General features: G+C 69.1%; 19 protein-coding genes. 8 read left to right on the top strand and 11 right to left on the bottom strand.

Features of this window, described 5'->3' with window-relative positions:
* Positions 1-86 precede the first annotated feature (86 nt).
* The 4 genes from glgX to glgB are packed head-to-tail and all read right to left on the bottom strand — an operon-like array spanning position 87 to position 7,040.
* Positions 87-2,171: a glycogen debranching protein GlgX gene (gene glgX, locus ACFOM8_RS04580; RefSeq protein WP_377759719.1), complete on the bottom strand. Its 2,085-nt coding sequence runs from the start codon at positions 2,169-2,171 to the stop codon at positions 87-89.
* The gene (gene glgA, locus ACFOM8_RS04585; protein WP_377759721.1) at positions 2,168-3,592 is read right to left on the bottom strand and encodes a glycogen synthase GlgA; all 1,425 of its coding nucleotides are present in this window, start codon (positions 3,590-3,592) and stop codon (positions 2,168-2,170) included. The genes glgX and glgA overlap by 4 nt, the downstream gene beginning before the upstream one ends.
* Positions 3,592-4,848, bottom strand: a complete 1,257-nt coding sequence (gene glgC, locus ACFOM8_RS04590; protein ID WP_377759723.1) for a glucose-1-phosphate adenylyltransferase — start codon at positions 4,846-4,848, stop codon at positions 3,592-3,594. Before glgC ends, glgA begins: the two co-directional genes overlap by 1 nt.
* Positions 4,848-7,040 carry a 1,4-alpha-glucan branching protein GlgB gene (glgB, locus tag ACFOM8_RS04595; protein ID WP_377759725.1) on the bottom strand — a complete coding sequence of 731 codons (2,193 nt, stop codon included), beginning with the start codon at positions 7,038-7,040 and terminating at the stop codon, positions 4,848-4,850. Before glgB ends, glgC begins: the two co-directional genes overlap by 1 nt.
* Positions 7,041-7,158: 118 nt before the next feature.
* On the opposite strand from glgB, the gene ACFOM8_RS04600 reads away from it, so the two are divergent.
* Positions 7,159-8,760: an alpha-glucosidase family protein gene (locus ACFOM8_RS04600; protein WP_377759727.1), complete on the top strand. Its 1,602-nt coding sequence runs from the start codon at positions 7,159-7,161 to the stop codon at positions 8,758-8,760.
* Between the two features lies 1 nt (position 8,761).
* On the opposite strand, the gene ACFOM8_RS04605 is transcribed toward ACFOM8_RS04600, so the two are convergent.
* Complete coding sequence (locus tag ACFOM8_RS04605) at positions 8,762-8,944, bottom strand: hypothetical protein (RefSeq protein ID WP_377759729.1); 183 nt, start codon at positions 8,942-8,944, stop codon at positions 8,762-8,764.
* A 74-nt stretch (positions 8,945-9,018) separates the two neighbouring features.
* Entirely contained in the window at positions 9,019-9,915 is an 897-nt protein-coding gene (locus ACFOM8_RS04610; RefSeq protein ID WP_377759730.1) for a LysR family transcriptional regulator, read from the bottom strand.
* A gap of 120 nt (positions 9,916-10,035) precedes the next feature.
* Here ACFOM8_RS04610 and ACFOM8_RS04615 point away from each other — a divergent pair, with 120 nt between their 5' ends.
* The 3 genes from ACFOM8_RS04615 to ACFOM8_RS04625 are packed head-to-tail and all read left to right on the top strand — an operon-like array spanning position 10,036 to position 12,364.
* Entirely contained in the window at positions 10,036-10,977 is a 942-nt protein-coding gene (locus ACFOM8_RS04615) for a ring-cleaving dioxygenase (protein ID WP_377759732.1), read from the top strand.
* Between the two features lie 50 nt (positions 10,978-11,027).
* Entirely contained in the window at positions 11,028-11,582 is a 555-nt protein-coding gene (locus tag ACFOM8_RS04620) for an NADPH-dependent FMN reductase (protein ID WP_377759733.1), read from the top strand.
* The gene (locus ACFOM8_RS04625) at positions 11,579-12,364 is read left to right on the top strand and encodes a VOC family protein (protein WP_377759735.1); all 786 of its coding nucleotides are present in this window, start codon (positions 11,579-11,581) and stop codon (positions 12,362-12,364) included. The genes ACFOM8_RS04620 and ACFOM8_RS04625 overlap by 4 nt, the downstream gene beginning before the upstream one ends.
* Positions 12,365-12,384: 20 nt before the next feature.
* Here the strand turns inward: ACFOM8_RS04625 and ACFOM8_RS04630 are convergent, their stop codons facing one another.
* Both ACFOM8_RS04630 and ACFOM8_RS04635 read right to left on the bottom strand, forming a co-directional pair.
* Positions 12,385-12,708 (bottom strand): GNAT family N-acetyltransferase, encoded by a 324-nt coding sequence (locus tag ACFOM8_RS04630; RefSeq protein ID WP_377759737.1) that lies wholly within the window; start codon positions 12,706-12,708, stop codon positions 12,385-12,387.
* Complete coding sequence (locus tag ACFOM8_RS04635; RefSeq protein WP_377759739.1) at positions 12,701-14,224, bottom strand: VOC family protein; 1,524 nt, start codon at positions 14,222-14,224, stop codon at positions 12,701-12,703. Before ACFOM8_RS04635 ends, ACFOM8_RS04630 begins: the two co-directional genes overlap by 8 nt.
* A 165-nt stretch (positions 14,225-14,389) precedes the next feature.
* On the opposite strand from ACFOM8_RS04635, the gene ACFOM8_RS04640 reads away from it, so the two are divergent.
* Entirely contained in the window at positions 14,390-15,331 is a 942-nt protein-coding gene (locus tag ACFOM8_RS04640) for a pirin family protein (RefSeq protein ID WP_377759741.1), read from the top strand.
* A 3-nt stretch (positions 15,332-15,334) separates the two neighbouring features.
* Positions 15,335-15,880, top strand: a complete 546-nt coding sequence (locus ACFOM8_RS04645) for a DUF924 family protein (protein ID WP_377759743.1) — start codon at positions 15,335-15,337, stop codon at positions 15,878-15,880.
* Between the two features lie 201 nt (positions 15,881-16,081).
* Here ACFOM8_RS04645 and ACFOM8_RS04650 read toward each other — a convergent pair whose 3' ends face one another.
* Positions 16,082-16,402, bottom strand: a complete 321-nt coding sequence (locus ACFOM8_RS04650) for an antibiotic biosynthesis monooxygenase family protein (RefSeq protein WP_377759745.1) — start codon at positions 16,400-16,402, stop codon at positions 16,082-16,084.
* Between the two features lie 153 nt (positions 16,403-16,555).
* Between ACFOM8_RS04650 and ACFOM8_RS04655 the strand changes: the two genes are divergently transcribed.
* Together ACFOM8_RS04655 and ACFOM8_RS04660 are read left to right on the top strand one after the other, a co-directional pair.
* The gene (locus ACFOM8_RS04655) at positions 16,556-17,368 is read left to right on the top strand and encodes an MBL fold metallo-hydrolase (RefSeq protein WP_377759747.1); all 813 of its coding nucleotides are present in this window, start codon (positions 16,556-16,558) and stop codon (positions 17,366-17,368) included.
* 51 nt (positions 17,369-17,419) lie between these two features.
* On the top strand, positions 17,420-18,106 hold the full coding sequence (locus ACFOM8_RS04660; RefSeq protein ID WP_377759749.1) for a fumarylacetoacetate hydrolase family protein: 687 nt from the start codon (positions 17,420-17,422) through the stop codon (positions 18,104-18,106).
* Between the two features lie 115 nt (positions 18,107-18,221).
* Here the strand turns inward: ACFOM8_RS04660 and ACFOM8_RS04665 are convergent, their stop codons facing one another.
* A complete protein-coding gene (locus ACFOM8_RS04665; protein ID WP_377759751.1) occupies positions 18,222-19,592 on the bottom strand; it encodes an efflux transporter outer membrane subunit in 1,371 nt (456 codons plus the stop codon).
* Positions 19,589-22,699: an efflux RND transporter permease subunit gene (locus ACFOM8_RS04670; RefSeq protein WP_377759753.1), complete on the bottom strand. Its 3,111-nt coding sequence runs from the start codon at positions 22,697-22,699 to the stop codon at positions 19,589-19,591. Before ACFOM8_RS04670 ends, ACFOM8_RS04665 begins: the two co-directional genes overlap by 4 nt.
* Positions 22,700-22,701 lie beyond the last annotated feature (2 nt).

Here is a 22,701-nt window from a genome sequence, read left to right on the forward strand (position 1 = left end):
TTGAAAAGCCCCGGCCTGACGCCCTGCCGCTGCGTCCTGCGGCTGCCTGCGCATCGGATGGCCTGCCCGGGCCGAACGCCGCGATTTCAGGCATCCGCCGCAGGCCCGCACAGGACAAAGGCCGCCACGCTTTGCGCGGCGATCGTCTCGGCCGGGTTTGCAGGGTCGTCGGGCGGCCGGTCCCGCGCGCTGTCCAGCCGCCTGCGCCAATGGCCGTCCTGCGGGGGGTCGGGCAGGCGCACGACGGTCTGGGGACCGTTGTTGAAGACCAGAAAGACCGCGCCGGGCAGCGCGGCATAGGCGGGCGTCCCCGAGGCCATGCGCAGTTCCGCCGCCAGCAGCCGCGCGTCGGGATCGGACCAGTCGGCCAGCGTCATCGGCCGGCCGTCGGCGCGGCGCCAGAACAGGTCGGGCAGCCCGTCCTGCTCGCGCGGCTGGCTGTGCAGGAAGCGGCGCTGGCGCAGGATGGGATGGGCCTTTCGAAAGGCGATCGCCTGGCGGCAGAAATCCAGAAAGCCGGGATCCGCCCCGTCCCAGTCCACCCATCCCGTGGGGTTGTCCTGGCAATAGGCGTTGTTGTTGCCCCCCTGCGAATTGCCCAGCTCGTCCCCGCCCAGGATCATGGGGGTGCCCTGGCTCAGCATCAGGGTGGCGAACAGGTTGCGGCGGCGGCGGGCGCGGCGGGCGCGGATGGCGGGGTCGTCGGCCGGACCTTCGGCGCCCATGTTGTCGGACAGGTTGTGGCCGTGGCCGTCGCGGTTTTCCTCGCCATTGGCCTCGTTGTGCTTGCGGGCATAGCTGACGGTGTCCATCAGCGTGAAGCCGTCATGGGCGGCGACGAAGTTCACCGACGACGTGGCCGCCCGCCCGTCATGGTCGAAGCGCGCCGCCGAACCCGCGATGCGCTTGGCCAAGGTGCCGATCTGGCCGCCATCGCCGCGCCAGAAGGCCCGCACCCCATCGCGGAAGCGGTCGTTCCATTCGCAAAAGGGCGCGGGATAGGCGCCCAGCCGGTAGCCCTCCTCGCCCAGATCCCACGGCTCGGCGATCAGCTTGACGCGGTTCAGGACCGGATCCTGGCGCACCGCGCGGAAGAACGGCCCGTCAGGGTCGAAGACCCCGCGCGTGCGGCCCAGAACGGAACACAGGTCGAAGCGGAAGCCGTCAATATGCATCGCCTCGACCCAGTAGCGCAGCGAATCCATCACCAGCCGCAGCGCGAAGGGGTTGTCGAGATCCAGGACATTGCCGGTTCCCGCATCGTTGGCGTAAAAGCGCCGGTCGGCCATAAGCCGGTAATAGGCGGCGTTGTCGATGCCGCGCAAGGACAGGGTCGGGCCAAGCTCGTCCCCCTCGGCGGTGTGGTTGTAGACCACGTCCAGGATCACCTCGATCCCGGCCCCGTGAAGGCGGGCGACCATCTGCTGGAACTCGGCGATGTCGCCCGCCTGCATGTAGCGCGGTTCGGGCGCGAAGAAACCGCAGGACATGTAGCCCCAGTAGTTGGTCAGCCCCCGGTCGGTCAGAAAGCGGCTGTCGGCAAAGGCATGAACGGGCAGCAGCTCGACGGCCGTGACGCCCAGGGCGGTCAGGTGGTCCAGGATCGGATCCGAGGCCAGGGCCAGATAGGTGCCGGGACGCTGCACCCCGGGGTGCAGCATGGTCAGACCTTTCACATGCGCCTCGTAGATGACGGTTTCCGTCAGGGGCCTGCGCAGGGGGCGGTCCTCGCCCCAGCTGAAGGCCGGGTCCACCACCACGCAGCGCGGCATGTGGGGGGCGCTGTCGCGGCGGTCGAAGGACAGGTCGGCGTCGGGATGGCCCGCCCGGTATCCGAACAGCGCGTCATGGATGCGCGGGGGGCCGGTCAACTGCTTGGCGTAAGGGTCGATCAGCAGCTTGTTGGGGTTGAAGCGATGCCCGTCCTTCGGACGATAAGGCCCGCGGATGCGGTATCCATAATGCTGCCCCGGCGCCAGCCCGGCGACATGGCCGTGCCAGATGTGCCCTTCGCGCTCGGGCAGGGGGATGCGGGTTTCCCGGTTCTCGCCGTCGAACAGGCACAGCACGACCTGCTCCGCGTGCCGCGAGAAGATGGCGAAGTTGACCCCGCCCCCGTCAAAGGACGCGCCAAGCGGGAAAGGATGGCCCGCCGTGACCGCGTGGTTCATCGGGCCGCCGTCAGCCGGGCGTATAGCGCGGCATAGGCCCGTGCCGACTGGTCCCAGCCGACCGGCTGGTCCATCCCGTTCGCCACCAGCCGGGACCAGGTGTCCCGGTCCCGGTAAAGCTGGCACAGCCGGGCCAGCGCGAATCCAAGCGCCCCCGCCGTCACGGGCGAGAATTGCAGCCCCGTCGCCACCCCCCGCGCCAGCGCGGCGGGAGATGCGTTGATCACCGTATCGGCCAGCCCCCCGGTCAGCGCCACGACCGGCACCGTGCCATAGCGCAGCCCGTACATCTGCGTCAGCCCGCAGGGCTCGAACCGCGAGGGCACCAGGATCGCGTCTCCCCCGGCGATCATCCGGTGCGACAGCGCCTCGTCATAGCCGATGCGGACGGCGACCTGGGGGTTCCGGTCGCCCAGGCTGCGGAAGGCGTGTTCCAGCGCCGGGTCGCCCGACCCCAGCACGGCCAGCTGCCCGCCATGCTCCAGCAGCGCGGGCAAGGCCTCGGGCACCAGATCCAGGCCCTTCTGGTGGCTCATCCGGGACACGATCACGCAGAGCGGACCGTCCGCGTCCGGCAGGCCCATCTCGGCCCGCAGGGCGGCGGTGTTCGCGGCCTTGCCGTTTCCGTCGCGGTAAGGCCGGATCGCGGGATCGGTGGCGGGGTTCCAGGCATCCGTGTCGATGCCGTTCAGGATGCCGGTCAGCGATTCGCGCCGGTGCCGCATCACCCCGTCCAGGCCCATGCCGTATTCGGGCGTCATCAGTTCGGCGGCATAGGTAGGCGACACGGTGGTCAGCGCGTCCGCGCCCATCAGCCCGGCCTTCAGCGCCGAGATGCCGCCGTAGAATTCATAGCCCTCCATGTGGAAGCGCCAGGGATCCAGGCGCAGCGATCCGATCCGGCCGGGGTCGGTGGATCCGGTAAAGGCGATGTTGTGGATGGTCAGCACCGTGGCGGGGCCGCCGCCCATCTGGCGCAGGTATTCGGTAACAAGGCCCGCCTGCCAGTCGTGGCCGTGCAGCACCTGGGGATGCCAGCCAAGCGCGCCATGGACGCCCACATGCGCGCCGACCCAGGACAGGGCGGCAAAGCGTTCGGGGTTGTCGGGCCAGTCGCGCCCGTCCGCGTCCAGGTAGGGGTTGCCCGGGCGGGCGAACAGATGGGGCGCGTCGATCGCCAGCAGATCGAGACCCGCCGCCTGCCCCGCCATCAGCCGCGCGGGCGCGCCGAACAGGTCGTGGAAATAATAAACCTCGGACACGTCCTGCAACGCGGCCATCACGGCGGGATAGCCGGGCAGCAGGGTCCGCATCCAGACCCCCTCGGCCCGCAAGGCGGCGGGCAAGGCGCCCGCCACGTCGGCCAGTCCGCCCGTCTTGACCAAGGGCGCGCATTCCGAGGCGATCGACAGAACCCGCATCACAGGCTTGCCGCCCGCCGGTCCAGCATGTCCTGGGTGATCAGGGTGATGCCTCCTTCGCTGACACGGAACCACCGGGCGTCCTCGGCGTGATCCTCTCCGACAACCAGGCCGTCGGGGATGACCACGCCCCGGTCGATCACCGCGCGCGTCAGACGCGCCCTCCGGTTCACCGTGACATAGGGCAGCGCGACGACATGGTCCAGTTGGGCATAGCTGTTGGTATGGACCTGAGTGAACAGCAGCGAGTTGCGGATTTCCGTCCCCGAGATGATGCAGCCCCCCGACACCATCGAGGATATGGCGATCCCGCGCCGGTCCCGTTCGTCATGGATGAACTTGGCGGGCGGCGTCGCCTCGGAATAGGTCCAGATCGGCCAGTCCTTGTCCCAAAGGTTCAGCTCGGGCGTGAAATCGGTCAGGTCGATGTTGGCCTTCCAGAAGGCGTCCACCGTGCCCACGTCCTTCCAGTATGCGGGCGCGCCGGGATCGCGCACGCAGGACACGTCGAAGCGGTGCGCCATGGCCTTGCCGTTCCTGACAATGGCAGGGATCAGGTCATGGCCGAAATCGTGGCTGGAATTCGGATCCTCGGCGTCGCGGATCAGAAGGTCGCGCAGAAAGGGCCAGCTGAAGACATAGATCCCCATGGACGCCAGCGCGCTGTCGGGATCGTCGGGCATTCCCGGCGGATCGGCGGGCTTTTCCAGGAAGGACGTGATGCGCCCGGTCTCGTCCACCGCCATGACGCCGAAGGCCACGGCGTCCATCCGGGGCACGGTCAGGCAGCCGACCGTCACGTCCGCGCGGCTTTCGCAATGCTCGCGCAGCATGATCTCGTAATCCATCTTGTAGATGTGGTCGCCCGCCAGGATGACGATGTAATCCACGTCATAGCTGTCCACGATGTCGATGTTCTGGGCCACCGCATCGGCCGTGCCGCGATACCACATGGATTCGTCATAGCGCTGGCTGGCGGGCAGGATGTCCATGAATTCGTTGCGTTCGGCGCGAAAGAAGTCCCAGCCGCGCTGCACATGCCGGATCAGGCTGTGGGCCTTGTATTGCGTGGCGACGGCGATCTTGCGGATCCCCGAATTCATCGCGTTCGACAGCGCGAAGTCGATGATGCGGGTCTTGCCGCCGAAATAAACCGCCGGTTTGACCCGGCGGTCGGTCAGTTCCTTCAATCGGCTGCCGCGTCCCCCGGCCAGAACAAAGGCCATCGCGCGGCGGGTCAATCTCAGTTCGCTCATTAAACATCCTCCCCTTCAACACCGTTGCCTGCCACAAGGATCACCGTCGACAAGGGCGGCAGCGTCACCGCCGCCGAGGCGGGCTGACCGTCCCGGGGCCTTTCCTCGGCCCTCACCCCGCCCAGATTGCCCATCCCGCTGCCGCCGTAAACCTGCGCATCGGTGTTGATCGCCTCGCGCCAGGGGCCCGCCTGCGGCACGCCGATGCAAAAGCCGGGGCGCGGGACGGGCGTGAAGTTGCAAAGAACGACAACCGGCGGATCGTCCGCATTGCCCCGCCGGATCCAGGCGAATGTCGATTGCGCGGGATCGGTGGCGATCCACTGGAAGCCCTCGGGCTCGGCATCCTTGCGGTAAAGCGCGGGGGTCGCGCGATACAGCCGGTTCAGGTCGCGCACCAGCGCCTGCACGCCCTGGTGGCGGGGCTGGCTTGCGGCGGACCAGTTCAATTCGCCATTGTGGTTCCATTCCTCGGGCTGGCCCCAGTCGCAGCCCATGAACAAGAGCTTCTTGCCCGGATGGCCCCACATGAAGCCGTAAAAGGCGCGCAGGTTCGCGAATTGCCGCCATTCGTCCCCGGGCATCTTGCGCAGCATCGACCCCTTGCCGTGCACGACCTCATCGTGGCTGATCGGCAGGATGAAGTTTTCGCTGAATGCATACATCAGACCGAAGGTCATCAGGTCGTGGTGGTGCTTGCGATGCACCGGGTCGCGGCTCATGTAGCGCAGGGTGTCGTTCATCCAGCCCATGTTCCACTTGAAGCCGAAGCCCAGGCCGCCCGCATCCACCGGGGCCGACACTTTCGGAAACGAGGTGCTTTCCTCGGCCGCGGTCATGACGCCGGGGCTGCCGCGATAGGCGGCCGCGTTCATGTCGCGCAGGAAGTCGATGGCTTCCAGGTTTTCCCGGCCGCCGTGGCGGTTGGGGATCCATTGCCCTTCGGGCCGGGAATAGTCGCGATACAGCATGGAGGCCACCGCATCCACGCGCAGCCCGTCGATGTGGTATTCCTCCAGCCAGTAGAGCGCGTTGGCGATCAGATAGTTGCGGACCTCGGTCCGGCCGTGGTTGTAGATCAGCGTGTTCCAGTCCTGGTGGAACCCTTCGCGCGGATCGGCATGTTCGTAAAGCGCCGTCCCGTCAAAGCGCGCCAGGCCATGCGCGTCGGACGGGAAATGGCCGGGAACCCAGTCCAGCAGCACGCCCAGGCCCGCCTGGTGCGCGGCATCCACCAGATCGCGAAATTCGTGCGGCGGGCCAAAGCGGATGGTGGGCGCGTAAAGGCCCACCGGCTGGTATCCCCAGGAACCGTCAAAGGGAAACTCGCTGACCGGCAGCAGTTCCAGATGGGTGAACCCCATGTCCACGGCATAGGCCACCAGATCGCGCGCCAGTTCCCTGTAGGACAGGGGCCGCCCGCCCTGATCCAGGCGACGGCGCCAGGAACCCAGATGCACCTCGTAGATGCTGATCGGCGCGGCGCGGTCCTGGGCGGCGGCGCGGCGCGCCATCCAGGGGGCGTCCTTCCAGCCGTAACCGGAAATGTCGCGCACCACGCTGGCCTTTTCGGGCGGATGCTGGCTGCCGAACCCCACCGGATCGGCCTTCATCAGCAGCCCGCCGTCCGCGCCCAGGATCTCGTATTTGTAAAGCGCGCCCTCGGCCACGCCCGGCAGGAAGATTTCCCAGATGCCGCTGCCGCCCGCCCGGCGCATCGGATGGCGCCGCCCGTCCCAGGCGTTGAACGGTCCCACCACCGACACGCGCCGGGCATTGGGCGCCCAGACCGCGAAATGCGTGCCCGCCACGCCTTCATGCGCCATCACATGCGCGCCAAGGGCCCGCCACAAGCGGCGATGCGTGCCCTCGCCCAGCAGGTGCAGGTCGATCTCGCCCAGAACGGGACCGAAACGATAAGGGTCGTCGAAGACCTGTTCGACCCCGTCGCCCGACCGCGCCTTCAGCCGATAGGGACCGCTCACCCGTCCCTGGAACAGGTCGCCCGAGACGCGCTCCAGCGGCATCTCGCCCGCATCCGCAAGGGCGCTCAGTGCGGCGATGCCGGGGTGGTAAACGGTCAGCCAGCCTTCATGCGGGCCAAGCAGATCGAACGGGCGGTCGCAGCGCCCGCCGGCCAGGGCGGCGATGTCGTCATGCGTCAGCCGTGACAGGTCAGGCACTTGTCCCATTTCCCCACTCTAACCCGCCTGCGGTGCAGGGCAATCCGTTCGTGACGCCGAAACCGCCTTTCTGTTGCGGCCTCCATCGTGTTCAATCCGCCCCAGAACAACCCGACAGGAGAGCCGAATGACGGAATGGTGGCGCGACGCGGTGATTTACCAGATCTATCCCCGCAGCTTTCAGGACAGCAATGGCGACGGCATCGGCGACCTGCCCGGCATCACCCGGCGGCTGGACCATGTGGCTTCGCTGGGCGTGGATGCGATCTGGCTGTCGCCGATCTTCACCTCGCCCATGAAGGACATGGGCTATGATGTCAGCGACTATTGCGACATCGATCCGCTGTTCGGCACGCTGGCCGATTTCGACGCCATGGTGGCGCGCGCCCACGCCCTGGGCCTCAAGGTGATCATCGACCAGGTGCTCAGCCATTCCAGCGACCGCCATCCCTGGTTCGCGCAAAGCCGCGCCAGCCGCGACAACGACCGGGCCGACTGGTATGTCTGGGCCGATCCCAACCCCGACGGCACGCCGCCCAACAACTGGCCCTCGGTTTTCGGCGGCCCGGCCTGGGAATGGGAGCCGCGGCGGCGCCAGTATTACCTCCACAACTTCCTGATCGAGCAGCCCGACCTGAACCTGTGGAACCGAGAGGTGCAGGACGCCCTGCTGGACACGATGCGCTTTTGGCTGGACCGGGGCGTGGACGGCTTCCGGCTGGACACGGTGAACTTCTATTTCCATGACGCAAGGCTGCGCGACAACCCGCCCAACCCCGACAACGCCGCGCCCGACACCTACAACATGCAGCGCCACGTTTATTCCAAGAACCGGCCGGAAAACATCGCCTTTCTGAAGCGGATGCGCAGGCTGACCGACCGATACGACGCCCGCATGATGGTCGGAGAGGTCGGCGAAAGCGGCGACACCTCGATCCGCATCATGGCCGAATACACCGCCGGCACCGACCGCCTGCACATGTGCTACAGCTTCGAGATGCTGAGCCACCAGTTCACCGCCCGCCATTTCCGCCACACGATCGAGGGCGTCCACCAGAAAGCGCCCGACAGCCATGCCTGCTGGTCCTTTTCCAACCACGACGTGTTCCGCCATGTCACCCGCTGGCTGCCCCATGCGGAATCGCCCGAAGCCCTGGCCCGGCAGGCGGCGGCGATGCTCTTGTCCTTTCCCGGCACCATCTGCCTTTATCAGGGCGAGGAACTGGGCCAGACCGAGACCGAACTGCTCTACGAAGAACTGACCGACCCCCCGGCCCTGCGCTTCTGGCCCGAGATCAAGGGCCGCGACGGCTGCCGCACGCCGATGGTCTGGGACAACAGCGAAAACGCGGGCTTTTCGACCGCAAGGCCCTGGCTGCCGGTCAAGCGGCCCCAGGCGGCGCGCCATGCGGCGGGCCAGGCGGCCGACAACGACAGCGTGCTGTCGGCCTATCGCGCGACCATCGCCTTCCGCAAGGCGCAGATGCCGCTGCGGGTGGGCCAGACCTCGTTTCTGGACCTGCCGGAACCGATCCTGGCCTTTTACCGGGGCGCCGAGGGGCAGGCGCTGACCTGCGTCTTCAACCTGTCCGCCGCGCCCGCGGCCCTGACCCTGGCCGAGGACGCGGCCCTGGTCGGACCGTCGCGCGCCACGCTGTCGGGCCGGGCGCTGGATCTGCCGCCCAACGGCTTTGCCTGGCTCGACCGTGCGGTCGGGCTGTCGGCCTAGGTCAATCCGGCCTGCGCCGGACGAACAGCTCGTAAGCCAGGTAAATCCCGGCAGCCCCCGACAAGACCGCCCAGAAGGGGCTGCCGGTGTAAAGCTCGACCCCCGCCCAGGCCAGGGGCACGGCCACGCACAGCACCCGCACCCACAGGTGCCGGAAGAAAGGCGCATTCGGATCAACCAGCATCTGTCAGGCTCCTGCTTTGGACTGCAAATATCCCACGGGGGTCCGGGGGTGTGAAACCCCCGGCCTTGCCACCCTCACACCCCCGCCAGCCAGGGCGGCGCCCCGGAAAAGGCCCGGGCCACATGGTCGACAAAGGCGCGCGTCTTGCGCGGCATCGGCCGGACCGGCGGCCAGACCACGCTGACGGGCAGCGGCCGCTGCGGCAGATGGGGCAGCAGCCGCACCAGCCGCCCGTCGCGCAAGGCGTCGTGGACGATGAACATCGGCAACAGCGCCAGCCCCAACCCGCCCACCGCCATGTCGCGGATCGCGTCGCCGTTGTTGGCGGTGATCCGCCCCAGCGGCAACGGCGTCACATCGGCAAAGGGCCACAGATCGCCCATCCGCGCATTCAGATAGCCGATGGCGCGGTGCCCGGCCAGGTCGGCGGGCGCCGCGACGGCGCCATGCACCGCCAGGTAATCGGGGCTGGCCACCAGGACGCGGGGATCCTCGCAGACCCTGCGGGCCATCAGGCTGCTGTCCTTCAGCTCGCCGATGCGCAGGCCCACGTCAAAGCCCGCCCGTCCCAGGTCGGCCAGCTGGTCGTCGTAATCCAGCACGATCTCCAGCCCCGGATGGGCGCGGGCGAAACCGGCGATCACGGGACCCAGGTGGCGGATGCCGAAGCTCATCGGGGCGGCGATGGCCAGACGGCCGCGCAGTTCGGCCTCGGCGCCGACGCTTTCGGTCGCCGCGATCAGTTCGGCCAAGGCGGGGCGCAGGCGGTCGGCCAAGGCCAGCGCGCTGTCGGTGGGCGCGATCCGGCCTGCATGGCGGACAAACAGCGCCACGCCAAGCGCGGCCTCGAAATCGCTGATCCGCTTGCTGACCACCGATTTCGACAGGTCGGCCCGCGCCGCGGCCGCGGAAATGCTGCCCGCGTCCAGCACCGCCAGGAATGTCTGAATGTCGCTGATCGACCAGTCCATCGCGGCACCATAGCCGGGACAGGGGCGTTCGCAAGAACCGAACGCCGGATTGCCGCGCAGGCGGCTGTCCCGAACAATCCGGCCGGGCCATATTGGTCCCGGCGAAACAAGAGGCGCATCATGCAACTGACCGGCATCCACCACCTGACCGCGATCACGGCGGACGCGGCGGGCAACAACCGCTTCTATACCGACACGCTCGGGCTGCGCCGGGTCAAGAAGACGGTGAACCAGGACGACACCTCGGCCTATCACCTGTTCTTCGCCGACGGCGCGGGCACGCCCGGCACGGACATCACCTTCTTCGACTGGCCGGCGGCCCGCGAACGGCGCGGCACCCGTTCGATCAGCCGCACCGGGCTGCGGGTGGCCGAAAGCAGCCTCGACTGGTGGGCCGCGCGCCTGTCCGGCCGGGGCGTTCCGACCGGCAGGGTCGCGACGCTCGACGGCCGCGCCAGCCTGGACGTGGAAGATCCCGAAGGCCAGCGCCTGCGCCTTGTCGGCGCCCCCGACCCGGCGGGGCAGCCCTGGAACCAGAGCCCGGTGCCCGCGCAGCACCGGATCCAGGGCCTGGGCCCAATCACCATCTCGGTTCCCGACCTGGCCCCGACCGAGGCCGTGCTGACAGAGGTGATGAACATGACCCGCGTCCGCGACTATCCCGACCCGGATAACGAGGGGCAGGTCCACGTCTTCCAGATGAGTCCGGGCGGGGCGGCGGCGGAACTGCATGTGGCGGTCCAGCCCGGCCTGCCCGTGGCGCGCCAGGGCGCGGGCGGTGTCCACCACGTCGCCTTTCGCGTTCCCGACACGGGCGCGCTGACCGAATGGACGGCGCGGCTGCGCGACTTCCGCGTTCCGAACTCGGGCGAGGTCGAGCGGTTCTACTTCCGCTCGCTTTATTTCCGCGAACCGGGCGGCATCCTGTTCGAACTGGCGACCGACGGTCCCGGCTTCGACGTGGACGAACCGCGCGACAGCATGGGCCAAGGCCTGTCCCTGCCGCCCTTCCTGGAAGGCCGCCGCGCCGCCATCGAGGCCGGGCTGAAACCGCTGGACTGAACCCTGCGCCGGGCGCACCCTGCCCCCGGCCTTGTCACAGGAGACCACGCATGACCACCATCCTCGGCCTGTCGGGCAGCTTGCGCCGCGCCTCGTTCAACAGCGGCCTGCTGAGGGCCGCGCGGGACGTGGCGCCCGAAGGCGTGCGGATCGTCGTCGGCGACATTTCCGCCGTGCCGCTTTACAACGGCGACGAGGAAGCCGCCCATGGCATGCCGCCCGCGGTCGCCGCCCTCAACGCGCACCTGGCCGAGGCCGACGGGCTGTTGCTGGTCACGCCGGAATACAACAACGGGATCCCGGGCGTCTTCAAGAACGCCATCGACTGGATGTCCCGGGGCGAGGGGCTGCGGCTTTTCGCAGGCAAGCCCGTGGCGGTCATCGGCGCCTCGCCCGGGGGGTTCGGAACCACGCAGGCGCAGACGCATTGGTGGCCCGTGCTGCGCACCCTGCGCACCCGGCCCTGGTGGGACGGCCGCCTGATGGTGTCCCGCGCCGGCGGGCTGTTCGACGCGGACGGCACCCTGACCGACGACAAGACCCGCGGGCAGCTTGCCGAGTTCGTCGCGGGCTTTGCGGCCGGATTGCGAAAGGACCGGCCGTGACCCCCGCCATCGACCATGTGGTCCTGACCGTGCGCGACCTGCCCGGCATGGCGGGTTTTTACCGCGACGCGCTTGGCCTGGCCCCGCTGGGCGGCGATGGCGGAACCGCACGGCTTGGCGCGGGCAGCCGCACCCTGCTGGAACTGCGCCGCGATCCCGCCGCCCGGCCCCGCGATCCCCGCCAGGCGGGACTGTTCCACACGGCTTTCCTTTTGCCCGACCGCGCGGCCCTTGCCCGCTGGCTGCGTCATGCGGCCGACAACGGCATCCGCCTGTCGGGGGCCAGCGACCACGGCGTCAGCGAGGCGCTGTATCTGGAAGACCCCGAGGGCAACGGCATCGAGATCTATCGCGACCGCCCCGAATCGGACTGGAGCCGCGACGGCGGCCGCATCGCCATGTTCACCCGCCGCCTGGATCTGGACAGCCTGCTATCGGCGGCGGATGGCGCCTGGCGGGGCGCGCCCGAGGGCAGCACCGTGGGCCATGTCCACCTTCAGGTCGGCGATCTTGACCGGGCGGACGAATTCTTCGCGGGCGATTTGGGCCTGGCGCGGACCTTCGACGCGGCGGGCGGGGCCTGGTACGGCTGGAACGGCTATCACCACCACCTTGCGGGCAATACCTGGAACAGCCTGGGCGCCGGGATGCGCGGTCCCGCAACGGCGGGCCTGGCCGAGGTCGTGATCCACGATCCCCGCCGCGCGGGCGAAACGGTTGCCGACCCCTGGGGAACCCCGTTCCGCTTCGTCCAGGCCGAGGTTCCGCCCCCGCCCCGGTGAAAGGCGGGTGGAACCGCGCCCTACGGGCCGACGCGCTCTCCCGGCGCGGTGGCGAAGGCATCCGCCCAATCCGGGTGCTTGGCATAGCGCGACAGCACATAGGGACACAGCGGCACGATCCGAAAGCCCTGCTTGCGGGCATCCGCCACCATCGCCGCGACCAACGCACCCGCAGCGCCGGTGCCGCGCAACCCTTCGGGCGCGCCGGTATGGTCGGCGCTGATCCGGTCGGGACCGCGGCGGGTGAAGGTCAGTTCGGCCTCGGCGTCGATCCCGGCCATGCGGGCGACATAGCGGCCATGGCGGGCGTCGATCTCCTCCTTGGTGATGGTCAGGTCAGGCATTGGTCACTCCTTGCATCCATTCCGCGGCGGCGGTCAGGTCGTCGGCCACGATGTCGTGCCCGGCCTGCACGACGCGGGCGTCCAGGGCCGCGCCTTGAGCGGCCAGCCATTCGTTCAAGCGCGGCGCGTGGGGGCCATATGGATCGCGCGCTCCGGTCAGGGTCAGCGCCGACACGCCCGCCAGATCGGCCTGCGGCAGATCCTCCAGCGCCGCCATCGCCCGCATCAGGATCGCGCGCCGGATCAGCCCGGGATGCAGGCCCATCACGGCGGCCGCGAAGTTCGCGCCGTTGGAATAGCCCATCACCGTGATCCGCGCGGGATCCAGGCCATAGGCCGCGACCGCGCCCTTCCAGAAGGCGGCAAAGGCGTCGGCCTCGTTTCGGATGTCGTCCTGGTCGAAGCTGGTCATCGAGAGGCGGCGGAAAAAGCGCGGGGCGCCTTCCTCGGTCGAGCGGCCGCGCACGCCCAGAAGCGTGGCACGGGGCGCGATCCGGTGGGCCAGCGGCATCAGGTCCGTCTCGTTTCCGCCCGATCCGTGCAGCAGCACCACCGCCGAGCCGTCGGGACGGTCGGGCTGGCGAAGCCGGTGAACGAAGGGAAGCTTTCTCATCCGTGTCCTTTCCTCGTCCGGCCGGGCGAATTGCGGCAAGCGCAGCCGCAGGTCGCCGTTGTCGGCGACATGCGGGGGAATCATCAGGGTCCGGCCCAGATTACCCGCCTCCTCGTCCGCCGCCATGCCCGGACCGTCGGTGGCAAGCTCGACCAGCGCATCCCCCGGCTCGCGGACGTAAAGCGAGGCGAAATAAAGGCGGTCATGCACCCTCACCTCGCCCGCGTTGCGCGTTTTCAAGGCATCGTGGCGGGCCTGCAAGGCGGCAAGGTCGGGCACCCGCAGGGCGACATGGTCGATCACGCCGGTGCCGGGAATGCCGGAAACGAAGCCCGAGGCATCGCGGATGTCGATGGCGTCGGTATCCGAAACCAGACGCGTCAGCCCGCCCTCGGTCGCGCCGTCGCGATAGCCCAAGGGGCGCAGAAAGGCGGCGGTCTGTTCGGGCACCGCCGACCAGATCGTCACCGCGCCGATCCGGGCGGGCGCGGCGGGCCAGCCGGTGTCGGCGATGTCCGCGCCCGCCAGCTTGACGATGATGCCGTCGGGATCCTTCAGGCGCAGCACCGGCTCTCCCCATTCGCGCGTCGGGCCTTCGATGCGCAGCCCGAGCTGCATGGCGCGGGTCAGCCAGTCGCCGATGCGCGCGCGGGGAACCGCCAGCGCGATCTCGGCCACGCGGCCGTGCCCCACGCGGCCCGGCGCGCCGTCCTGCCAGACCAGAAAGCTGACAAGCGTTCCGGGGGCGCCCGCCGGATCGCCGTAGAACAGGTGCAGCTGCGCGGCATCCTCGAAGCCCGCCGTCTGCTTGACAAGCGACAGGCCCAGAAAGCCCATCCAGAAATCGACATTCGCCTGCACGTCGCGGGTGATCGCCGTCACATGATGAATTCCGCTGGTCATCGCGCACCTCTGCCCCAAAAACATCCGCGCCGAAGATGCGGTTCCGGCGCGCCGCGCGCCATCGGTGCCGGCGAAAACCCGGCGTTCGTCGGGCGCGAACGTTTCCGCGCTTGGCGGTTCGCGACGCGCGGACCTATCTTGGGGGCAGCCCAAGGAGGACATGCCATGAGCTGGAACCCCGCCCTGGCCCCCGGCTGCCCCGACGCGGCAGGCCCGGACGCCATCGAAACGCTGATCATCCCGCGCGCCCGCGACCTGGGCGGGTTCGAGGTCCGCCGCGCGCTGCCCGCGCCCCGGCGGCAGATGGTCGGGCCGTTCATCTTCTTCGACCAGATGGGCCCGGCCGAGTTCCTGACGGGCCGGGGCATCGACGTGCGCCCCCATCCCCATATCGGGCTTGGCACGGTGACCTATCTGTATCGCGGCCATTTCCACCACCGCGACAGCACCGGCGCCGACCAGGTGATCGCCCCCGGCGCGCTGAACTGGATGGTGGCGGGCAAGGGCGTCACCCATTCCGAACGCACCGCGGCCACCGACCGCGGCGGGCCGCACGGCCTGTTCGGCATCCAGACCTGGATCGCCCTGCCCGAAGCGCAGGAAGACATGGAGCCGGTGTTCGAGCATCACGGGCGCGAGGCCCTGCCGGTGATCCGCGGCGCGGGCGTCGAGGCGCGGCTGATCCTGGGCCGCGCCTATGGCGAGACCGCGCCCGCGCGGCTTTATTCCGACACCTTCTACCTGGACGTGGCGCTGGAGCCCCGCGCCCGCTTTCCCCTGCCCAGGGATCACGAGGATCGCGGCATCTATGTCACGGAAGGCTCCATCCGAATCGCGGGGCAGGAATTCGAGGCCGGGCGGATGATGGTGTTCCGCCCCGCCGATCCGATCACCGTGCAGGCGGGCGACCGGGGGGCGCGGCTGATGGCGCTTGGCGGGGAAACGCTGGACGGGCCGCGCCATATCTGGTGGAACTTCGTGGCGTCCTCGCGCGAGCGGATCGAGGAGGCGAAACGCCAATGGCGGGCGGAACGCTGGGGCCAGGGCCTGTTCGACCTGCCGCCCACGGACCGCGCCGAGCATATCCCGCTGCCGGAAAGGAGCTGACCCATGACGATCAAGACCGCCCCCGACGTGCTGGAATTCTGGTTTTCCCCCGACATGGAGCCGCACTGGTTCGCCAAGTCGGACGCCATCGACGCCCGCATCCGCGACGGCTTCGCCGACACCTACCGGGCCGCGCATCACCGCGACCTGGACCGCTGGGCCGAAACGCCCGAAGGCGCGCTGGCCCTGGCGATCCTGCTGGACCAGGTTCCGCGCAACATCTTCCGCGGCACGCCCCGCGCCTTCGAATCGGACGAGCTTGCGCTGGAACACGCCCGCGCCGCCGTGGACGCGGGCTTCGACCAGCAGATCGACGCCAAGCGGCGGGTGTTTCTCTATCTGCCCTTCGAACACAGCGAGGATCTGCCCGACCAGACCCGCTCGGTCGAGCTGTTCGAGGCCCTGGGCGATCCGGGCTATCTGGACTATGCCGTCCAGCACCGCGACATCATCGAGAAATTCGGCCGCTTTCCGCACCGCAACGCGATCCTGGACCGCCCGAACACTCCCGACGAGGAGGAGTTCCTGAAGACCCACAAGGGCTTCTGACCACGCCTGACCGCCGTGCCGCCGAAGGCCATCGCCTTCGCCGCCGCGTGACCTGGGCATCCGAACCGCCGGGCCGCGAAGGTCCGGCCGGCGCCCGCGCCCCCTTGGCGGCAGTCGGCCTGAACGGCGCCGTTTTCAACGGAACCCGGTCACGCGGGCGGGCGAAACGCATCCGTTTCCCTGTCCCGCCCCGGAGGCCTTTTATCCCGCCCGGCCGATCCGCTGGATCGCCGTGAACCCCTCGAAGCGGGGGCCGCCCTCGTACAGCTTCTTCGTTTCGCCCGCGCGGGCATGGGCGTCGCGGAACTGCTGGCTGCGGGTCCAGCCGCGGAAATGCTCCTCGCTCTCCCAGACGGTGTGCGAGGCGTAAAGGCGGCGTCCGTCCTCCTCGGGGCCTTTCAGCATGTGGAATTCGACAAAGCCCGGAAGCTCGTCCAGCTTGCTGTCGCGGGACAGCCACAGGGCCTCGAACTCGGCGGCATTCTCGACGGGCACGGTGAAGCGGTTCATGGCGATGAACATGGGCGTCCTTTCCGATGATCTTGCAGGCATCATCGGGCCGCCGGCGCGCCAGCGACAGCCCTGTCACGCGGTTGTGAGCCGCGCGGGACGTTGCGGCTTTGGGCGCCCGGCCGATCCGCGCTAGCCTTTCCCCGTCACGCCACGGAGGATGCCATGCGCCTTGCGATCCTTGCCCTGCTTCTGACCGTGCCCTTGGCCGTCCAGGCGCAGGAACGGCGGCCCAGCCACTGCATCGCCATCGCGGGCGGGCCGGAACGGGTCCGGCAGGCCGCCTGGTCCGACCCGGTGCCGGAACGCTCGGTCCGGCTGTCCTATCTGGGCCACTCGATGTTCCTGATCCAGACGGAAGGGGGACTCGACATCGTCACCGATTACAACGGCGGCCTGCCCGCCGGCGCCCCCGCCCCGGACGCGGTGACGATGAACCACGCCCATTCGTCCCATTGGACCGACGCGGTCGAGGGCATCCCGCATGTGCTGCGCGGCTGGTCCGACCGGTTCGGCATCGCCGCCGACCATTACCTGACCCTGGGCGACACGCTGATCCGCAACGTGCCGACCGACATCCGGTCCTGGGGCACGGTCGAGGAGAACGGCAATTCCATCTTCGTCTTCGAGGCGGGGGGCCTTTGCATCGGCCATCTGGGCCATCTCCATCACGAGCCGACCGACGAGCAATATGCGGCCCTGGGCCGGGTGGACGTGCTGCTGGTGCCGGTGGACGGCAGCTATACGATGGAACAGGCGGCGATGATGCGGGTGGTCAGCCGCTTGAACAGTTCCGTCGTGATCCCCATGCACTGGTTCGGCCCCGCCCGGCTGGAGGCCTTTCTGACCGGCATGTCGGGCCAGTTCGACATCCGGCGTCCGGGCGGCAGCGAATACCTGGCGTCCCTGCGCGGGCTGCCTGACCGGCCCACGGTGGTTGTGCTGGAACCCTTGTCCCAGGGGCGCAACTGGCCTTGACGGGAACGGGCGGGCCGAACAGTCTGCCCGGCGGAACAACCGGAAGATGCCATGCCCGACTTCGTGATCCCCCCCGCCGCCGTTTCCTCGGTTCCCGTGGCGGGCGGCGGCCGCTTTCCGGTGCGCCGGATCTATTGCGTGGGCCGCAACTATGCCGAACACGCCCGCGAGATGGGCCACGATCCCGACCGGGAGCCGCCGTTCTTCTTTTCCAAGCCCGCGGACACGCTGCTGACCGATGGGGCCGACCTGCCCTATCCGCCGCAGACCGCCGACCTGCATTTCGAGGCCGAGCTGGTCGTGGCGCTTGGCGGCGGCGGTGCGGGCATCGACCCCGCCGATGCGCCGGGGCTCATCTGGGGCTATGCGGCGGGCAACGATTTCACCCGCCGCGACATGCAGGCGGCGGCGAAAAAAGCCGGGCGGCCGTGGGATCTGGCCAAGGGGTTCGACCTGTCGGCGGCTTGCGGGCTGCTGCATCCGGCCGCGAAGACCGGGGCGCTGAACAGCGGGCGGATCGCGCTGACGGTCGACGGCGCCGTGCGGCAGGAATCGGATCTGTCGCGGATGATCTGGCCGGTGGCGGACGTGATCGCCCATCTGTCGCGATCGGTGCGGCTGGAGGCGGGGGATCTGATCTTCACCGGCACTCCGGCGGGGGTGGGCGCGGTGTCGCGGGGCCAGGAGGTCGCGGTCGAGATCGCGGGACTGACGCCGCTGGTGACGCGGGTGGTCTGACGGGGGTGGCGTGACGGAGCCAGCGCCCGCCGGTGTCGAGGCGGGCGCGGCCGGGCCTTTGAAACCCGTCCGGTGCAACCGGCGATGGCGCGGCGAAAGCGGCGGCCCTTGCCCGTCAGGCGTCCAGAGCGCCCTGCCGCGACCCCGCCCCGGTGGCGATCTGCAAGGTCGCCCATTCCTTGGCGGCCGCATTCCGCGCCTGCGCCGCAGCCAGGCGGGCGGAAGCACGGGACCGATCCGCCTCGAGCAGATCGACCAGGGCCAGGGCGCCCGCCTCGAAGTTCTGCCGGGCCAGGGCATAGGCGCGGTCATATGACGCCGCCGCCCCGTCCAGCGTGGCGGCGCGCTGGCGATAGCGGCGCAGGTTGGACTGCGCCGTCTGCACGTCCTCGACCGCCGCGGCGATGGCGGATTTCCAGGCGATCTCGGCCCCGCGCGCCTCGGACAGGCGGCGGGCGCGGGTGGCCTGCAAGGCGCCCTGGTTCAGGACCGGCAACGACAGGCCCGGGCCGAATCCCCAGCTGGCCGCGCCGCGCGTGTCGCTGACGGTCCCGGTCAACTGGATCGCGGGCAACAGGTCGGCGGTCGCGACGCCCACGGCGGCCAGCGCCGCCGCGTAATCGGCCTGCGCCACGCGGATGTCGGGGCGGGACCGCAAAAGGTCGGCGGGAACGCCGGTGCCCGGGCCGGGCGGCGTGCGCAGGGGCGCCGACCCGCCCCGCATCCGCGCCATCAGCGGCGCGGCCTGCACGTTCAGCAACGTGGACAGGCGGTAAACCTGGGCGTTGAACTGCGCCTCGTAGTTCGGCAGGTCGGCGCGGGCGGTTTGCAGCAGCGCCTCGGTCTGGGCCACGTCGTATTCGGTGGCGATGCCCACCGACCGGCTGTTGCGGGTCACATCCAGGGTTTCTTCGCGGGTGCGGATCGTGTCGCGCGTCAGGGCCAGCGCCTGCTGGAAGAAGCGCGCATCGGCATAGGCGGCGATCACCTCGGCCAGCCAGGCAAGCCGCACCGTCTGCGCATCGGCCCGGGCCGATTGCAGATCGGCCCGGGCCCCTTCGCGGGCGCGGCGGGCGCCGCCGAACAGGTCGAAAACGAAGCTGGCCGACAGGGTGGCGGTGTTGGCGGTCGCGGCGGCAAGGCCGTCGCCGCCCGCGCGCTCGCGTCCTGCCGTGGTTGTCCCGCCCACCTGCGAGGCCAGCACGCCCGCGCCCGCCAGATCCGCCTGAGCCGCGCGGATGCGTTCGTTGGCGGCCATGATGTCGAAGCTTTGGCCCAGGCCCTGCCCGACCAGCCGGTTCAGCATGGCGTCGTTGTAGCCCGACCAGAACGCCGCCTGCGCGGGGGTCGGGGCGCCGTCGCCTTCCGCGAAACCGGCAGGAACGGCGGGGGTCGGCAGGTCGGCCGGGTCCGGCCCGACCGCCGCGCAGGCCCCGAGGGCTAAGGCAGATCCCAGCAGCGCGCGGCGATGCAGTCCCGTTCTCATGCGGGTTTTCCTTTTCGTCTTGTCACAAGCTCGACCGCCTTCAGAACGGCCACATAGAAGACCGGCACCAGAAAGATCCCGATCACGGCGGACGACGCCATGCCCCCCAGAACCCCGATCCCGATCGAGTTCTGCGCCCCCGCCCCCGCGCCGGACGCGATCGCCAACGGCAGCACCCCCAGCATGAAGGCGAAGGTGGTCATCAGGATCGGGCGCAGCCGCATCTTGGACGCCTCGATGGCGGCCTCCATCAGCGGGCGGCCCTGGGCCACCAGCGATTGCGCGAATTCCACGATCAGGATGGCGTTGCGCGCGGCAAGGCCGATGGTCGTCAGCAAGCCCACCTTGAAGTAGACATCGTTGGTCTGGTCGAAGAACAGCGCCGCGGCCAGCGCGCCCAGGACGCCGACGGGCACGGTCAGCATCACCGCCAGCGGCACCGTCCAGCTTTCGTAAAGCGCGGCCAGGGCCAGAAAGACGACCAGGGCCGACAGCGCGAACAGCACCGGCGCCTGGTTGCCCGACAGCCGCTCCTGATAGGACAGGCCCGTCCAGGCGGTGCCGTAACCGCCCGGCATGTCGGCCACCATCTCCTCCATCGCCGTCATCGCCGCGCCCGAGGACAGGCCCTGCGCCGCAGCGCCCGACAGTTCCAGCGCCCGCGTGCCGCCATAGCGCGCCAGGGCCTGCGGCTCCTGGTCCCAGGCCCGGGTCGTGAAGGCGCCGAAGTTCACCATGTCGCCGTCCGCGTTGCGGGCGAACCAGCGGTCGATGTCCTCGGGTTGGGACCGGGCATAGGCCTCGCCCTGGACGATCACGGGGCGCAGTTCGGTGCCCAGGGCGAAGTCGTTCACCTCGCGCCCCGAGAAGATCACCGACAGCATGGCGTTCACCTCGGAAATCGACAGGCCGAAGGCGGCCGCCTTCTGCTGGTCGATGTCCAGCCGCAGGGATGTCTCGAACGGGGCCTCGTTGCCGCGCAGGTTGGTGACGCGGCCGTCGTCTTGCGCGGCGGCGACCAGCCGGTCGGCGGCGGCGGAAAGTTCCTCCTGCCCCCGTCCCGACTGGTCCACCAGATACATCGAAAAGCCCGAGGACGCGCCCATGCCGGGGATCGAGGGGGGTTGCAGGAAATAGGCCTGCCCCGCGCGGTTGTTCATGAAGAAATACCCGTTCGCGCGCGATACCAGCGAGGCCACGTCGAGGCCGGGCCGGTCCTCGTAGTCGCGCAGCTTGGCAAACAGCATGGCGTTGTTCTGGCCCGAGCCCCCGAAGCTGAAGCCCAGGACCGAGAAGGTCGATTCCACCGTGTCGGCTTCCTGGACCCGCAGATAGTCCTCGACCTTTTCGACCAGGGCCCGGGTCTGGGCGGTGGTCGATCCGTCGGGCGTCTCGATCATCACCATCATCACGCCCTGATCCTCGTCGGGCAGGAAGGATCCGGGCAGCTTCTGGTAAAGCGCCGCGACCCCGAAGCCGATAACGGCCAGCACGACCAGCATGCGGAAGGGGCGTCGCACCAGCCGGGCCACGGCCGCGCCATAGCCGTTGGTCGCGCGGTCCAGGTTGCGGTTGAACCATCGCGCGGGCGCGATCCCGCCGCCGTGCTTGCGCGGGCGCAGAAGGCTGGCGCACATGGCGGGGGTCAGGATCACGGCCACGCCCAGCGACAGCACCATGGCGGTGATGATCGTCAGCGAGAACTGGCGATAGATCACCCCCGTCGCGCCCCCCATGAAGGCCATGGGCAGAAACACCGCCGACAGCACCATGACGATGCCGACCAGGGCCGAGGTGATCTCGTCCATGCTTTTCTGCGTGGCCTCGACCGGGCCGAGGCCTTCCTCCTCCATCACGCGCTCGACGTTTTCGACCACAACGATGGCGTCGTCGACCAGCAGGCCGATGGCCAGCACCAGCGCGAACATGGTCAGCGTGTTGATGGAAAAGCCCGCGACCGCCAGCACGCCGAAGGTGCCCAGCAGCACGACCGGAATGGCGATCACCGGAATGATCGTCGCGCGCCAGCTTTGCAGAAAGGCCAGGATCACCAGAAAGACCAACACCACGGCCTCAGCCAGGGTGTGATACACCTGGGTGATCGATTCCTCGACAAAGGGCGAGGTGTCGTAGGGATAGACGACCTCGACCCCCGCGGGCAGCGACGGCGCGATGCCCGCGATCACCTCGCGCACGGCGTGGGCGGTGTCCACGGCATTGGCGCCGGTCGCCAGGTTCACGCCGAAGCCCGCCGCCGGATTGCCGTTGTAGCGCGCGGCCCCGCCATAGCTTTCCTGGCCGATCTCGACTCGGGCAACGTCGCCCAGGAAAACGGTCGATCCGTCGGGATCCACGCGCAGAAGGATGCGTTCGAATTCGGCGGCGGAACTGAACTGGGACTGCGCCGACAGGGTCAGGGTCAGCCGCTGGCCCTCGGCAGAGGGTTCGGCGCCCAGGTCGCCCACGGTGACGTTGGTGTTCTGTTCGGACACGGCGGCGGTCACGTCGGCGGGCGTCACCTGATACTGCGCCATCTTCATCGGATCCAGCCAGATGCGCATCGCATAGCCCGACCCGAAGGTGTTGATCGAGCCCACACCGGGCGTCCGCTTGACCGGATCCTCGATCATCTGGGACACCAGGTCGCCCAGCTGGACGGACGAATAGCTGCCGTCGGTGCTGGTCAGCGCCCCCACCAGCAGGATCGAGGAGGTCGAGCGCGAGACGTTCACCCCCTGCTGCTGCACGATGTCGGGTAGCTGGCTCGTGACCAGTTGCAGCTTGTTCTGGACCTGCACCTGGGCGATGTCGGGATCGACCGTGTCGTCAAAGGTCAACGACACCGAGGCCGACCCGGGCGTCGAGCCGGAGGTCATGTAGATCAGCCCGTCGATCCCGGTCATCGCGTCCTCGATGACGGTGGTGACCGAGTTTTCCACGATCTCGGCCGAGGCGCCGGTATAGGTCGCGCCGATGCGCACGGTGGTGGGGGCGATCTGGGGATACTGCTCGATGGCCAGGGATTGCAGGCCAAGGGCGCCCACCAGCATGGTCACGAAGGCCAGAACCCAGGCGAAGACGGGACGGTGGATGAAAAAGCGCGCCATGG

The organism is Paracoccus angustae (assembly GCF_042648745.1).
GTDB classification, from domain to species: domain Bacteria; phylum Pseudomonadota; class Alphaproteobacteria; order Rhodobacterales; family Rhodobacteraceae; genus Paracoccus; species Paracoccus angustae.

Excerpts from the sequence above, each read along its gene's own strand:
- ACFOM8_RS04630 (WP_377759737.1), bottom strand. The coding sequence starts at position 12,708 with ATGCCTGACCTGACCATCACCAAGGAGGAGATCGACGCCCGCCATGGC.
- glgB (WP_377759725.1), bottom strand. The coding sequence starts at position 7,040 with ATGGGACAAGTGCCTGACCTGTCACGGCTGACGCATGACGACATCGCC.
- ACFOM8_RS04655 (WP_377759747.1), top strand. The coding sequence starts at position 16,556 with ATGCGCCTTGCGATCCTTGCCCTGCTTCTGACCGTGCCCTTGGCCGTC.
- ACFOM8_RS04650 (WP_377759745.1), bottom strand. The coding sequence starts at position 16,402 with ATGTTCATCGCCATGAACCGCTTCACCGTGCCCGTCGAGAATGCCGCC.
- ACFOM8_RS04635 (WP_377759739.1), bottom strand. The coding sequence starts at position 14,224 with ATGACCAGCGGAATTCATCATGTGACGGCGATCACCCGCGACGTGCAG.
- ACFOM8_RS04605 (WP_377759729.1), bottom strand. The coding sequence starts at position 8,944 with ATGCTGGTTGATCCGAATGCGCCTTTCTTCCGGCACCTGTGGGTGCGG.
- ACFOM8_RS04610 (WP_377759730.1), bottom strand. The coding sequence starts at position 9,915 with ATGGACTGGTCGATCAGCGACATTCAGACATTCCTGGCGGTGCTGGAC.
- ACFOM8_RS04620 (WP_377759733.1), top strand. The coding sequence starts at position 11,028 with ATGACCACCATCCTCGGCCTGTCGGGCAGCTTGCGCCGCGCCTCGTTC.
- ACFOM8_RS04645 (WP_377759743.1), top strand. The coding sequence starts at position 15,335 with ATGACGATCAAGACCGCCCCCGACGTGCTGGAATTCTGGTTTTCCCCC.
- glgC (WP_377759723.1), bottom strand. The coding sequence starts at position 4,848 with ATGAGCGAACTGAGATTGACCCGCCGCGCGATGGCCTTTGTTCTGGCC.
- ACFOM8_RS04665 (WP_377759751.1), bottom strand. The coding sequence starts at position 19,592 with ATGAGAACGGGACTGCATCGCCGCGCGCTGCTGGGATCTGCCTTAGCC.
- ACFOM8_RS04660 (WP_377759749.1), top strand. The coding sequence starts at position 17,420 with ATGCCCGACTTCGTGATCCCCCCCGCCGCCGTTTCCTCGGTTCCCGTG.
- ACFOM8_RS04600 (WP_377759727.1), top strand. The coding sequence starts at position 7,159 with ATGACGGAATGGTGGCGCGACGCGGTGATTTACCAGATCTATCCCCGC.
- ACFOM8_RS04640 (WP_377759741.1), top strand. The coding sequence starts at position 14,390 with ATGAGCTGGAACCCCGCCCTGGCCCCCGGCTGCCCCGACGCGGCAGGC.
- ACFOM8_RS04615 (WP_377759732.1), top strand. The coding sequence starts at position 10,036 with ATGCAACTGACCGGCATCCACCACCTGACCGCGATCACGGCGGACGCG.
- glgX (WP_377759719.1), bottom strand. The coding sequence starts at position 2,171 with ATGAACCACGCGGTCACGGCGGGCCATCCTTTCCCGCTTGGCGCGTCC.
- ACFOM8_RS04670 (WP_377759753.1), bottom strand. The coding sequence starts at position 22,699 with ATGGCGCGCTTTTTCATCCACCGTCCCGTCTTCGCCTGGGTTCTGGCC.
- glgA (WP_377759721.1), bottom strand. The coding sequence starts at position 3,592 with ATGCGGGTTCTGTCGATCGCCTCGGAATGCGCGCCCTTGGTCAAGACG.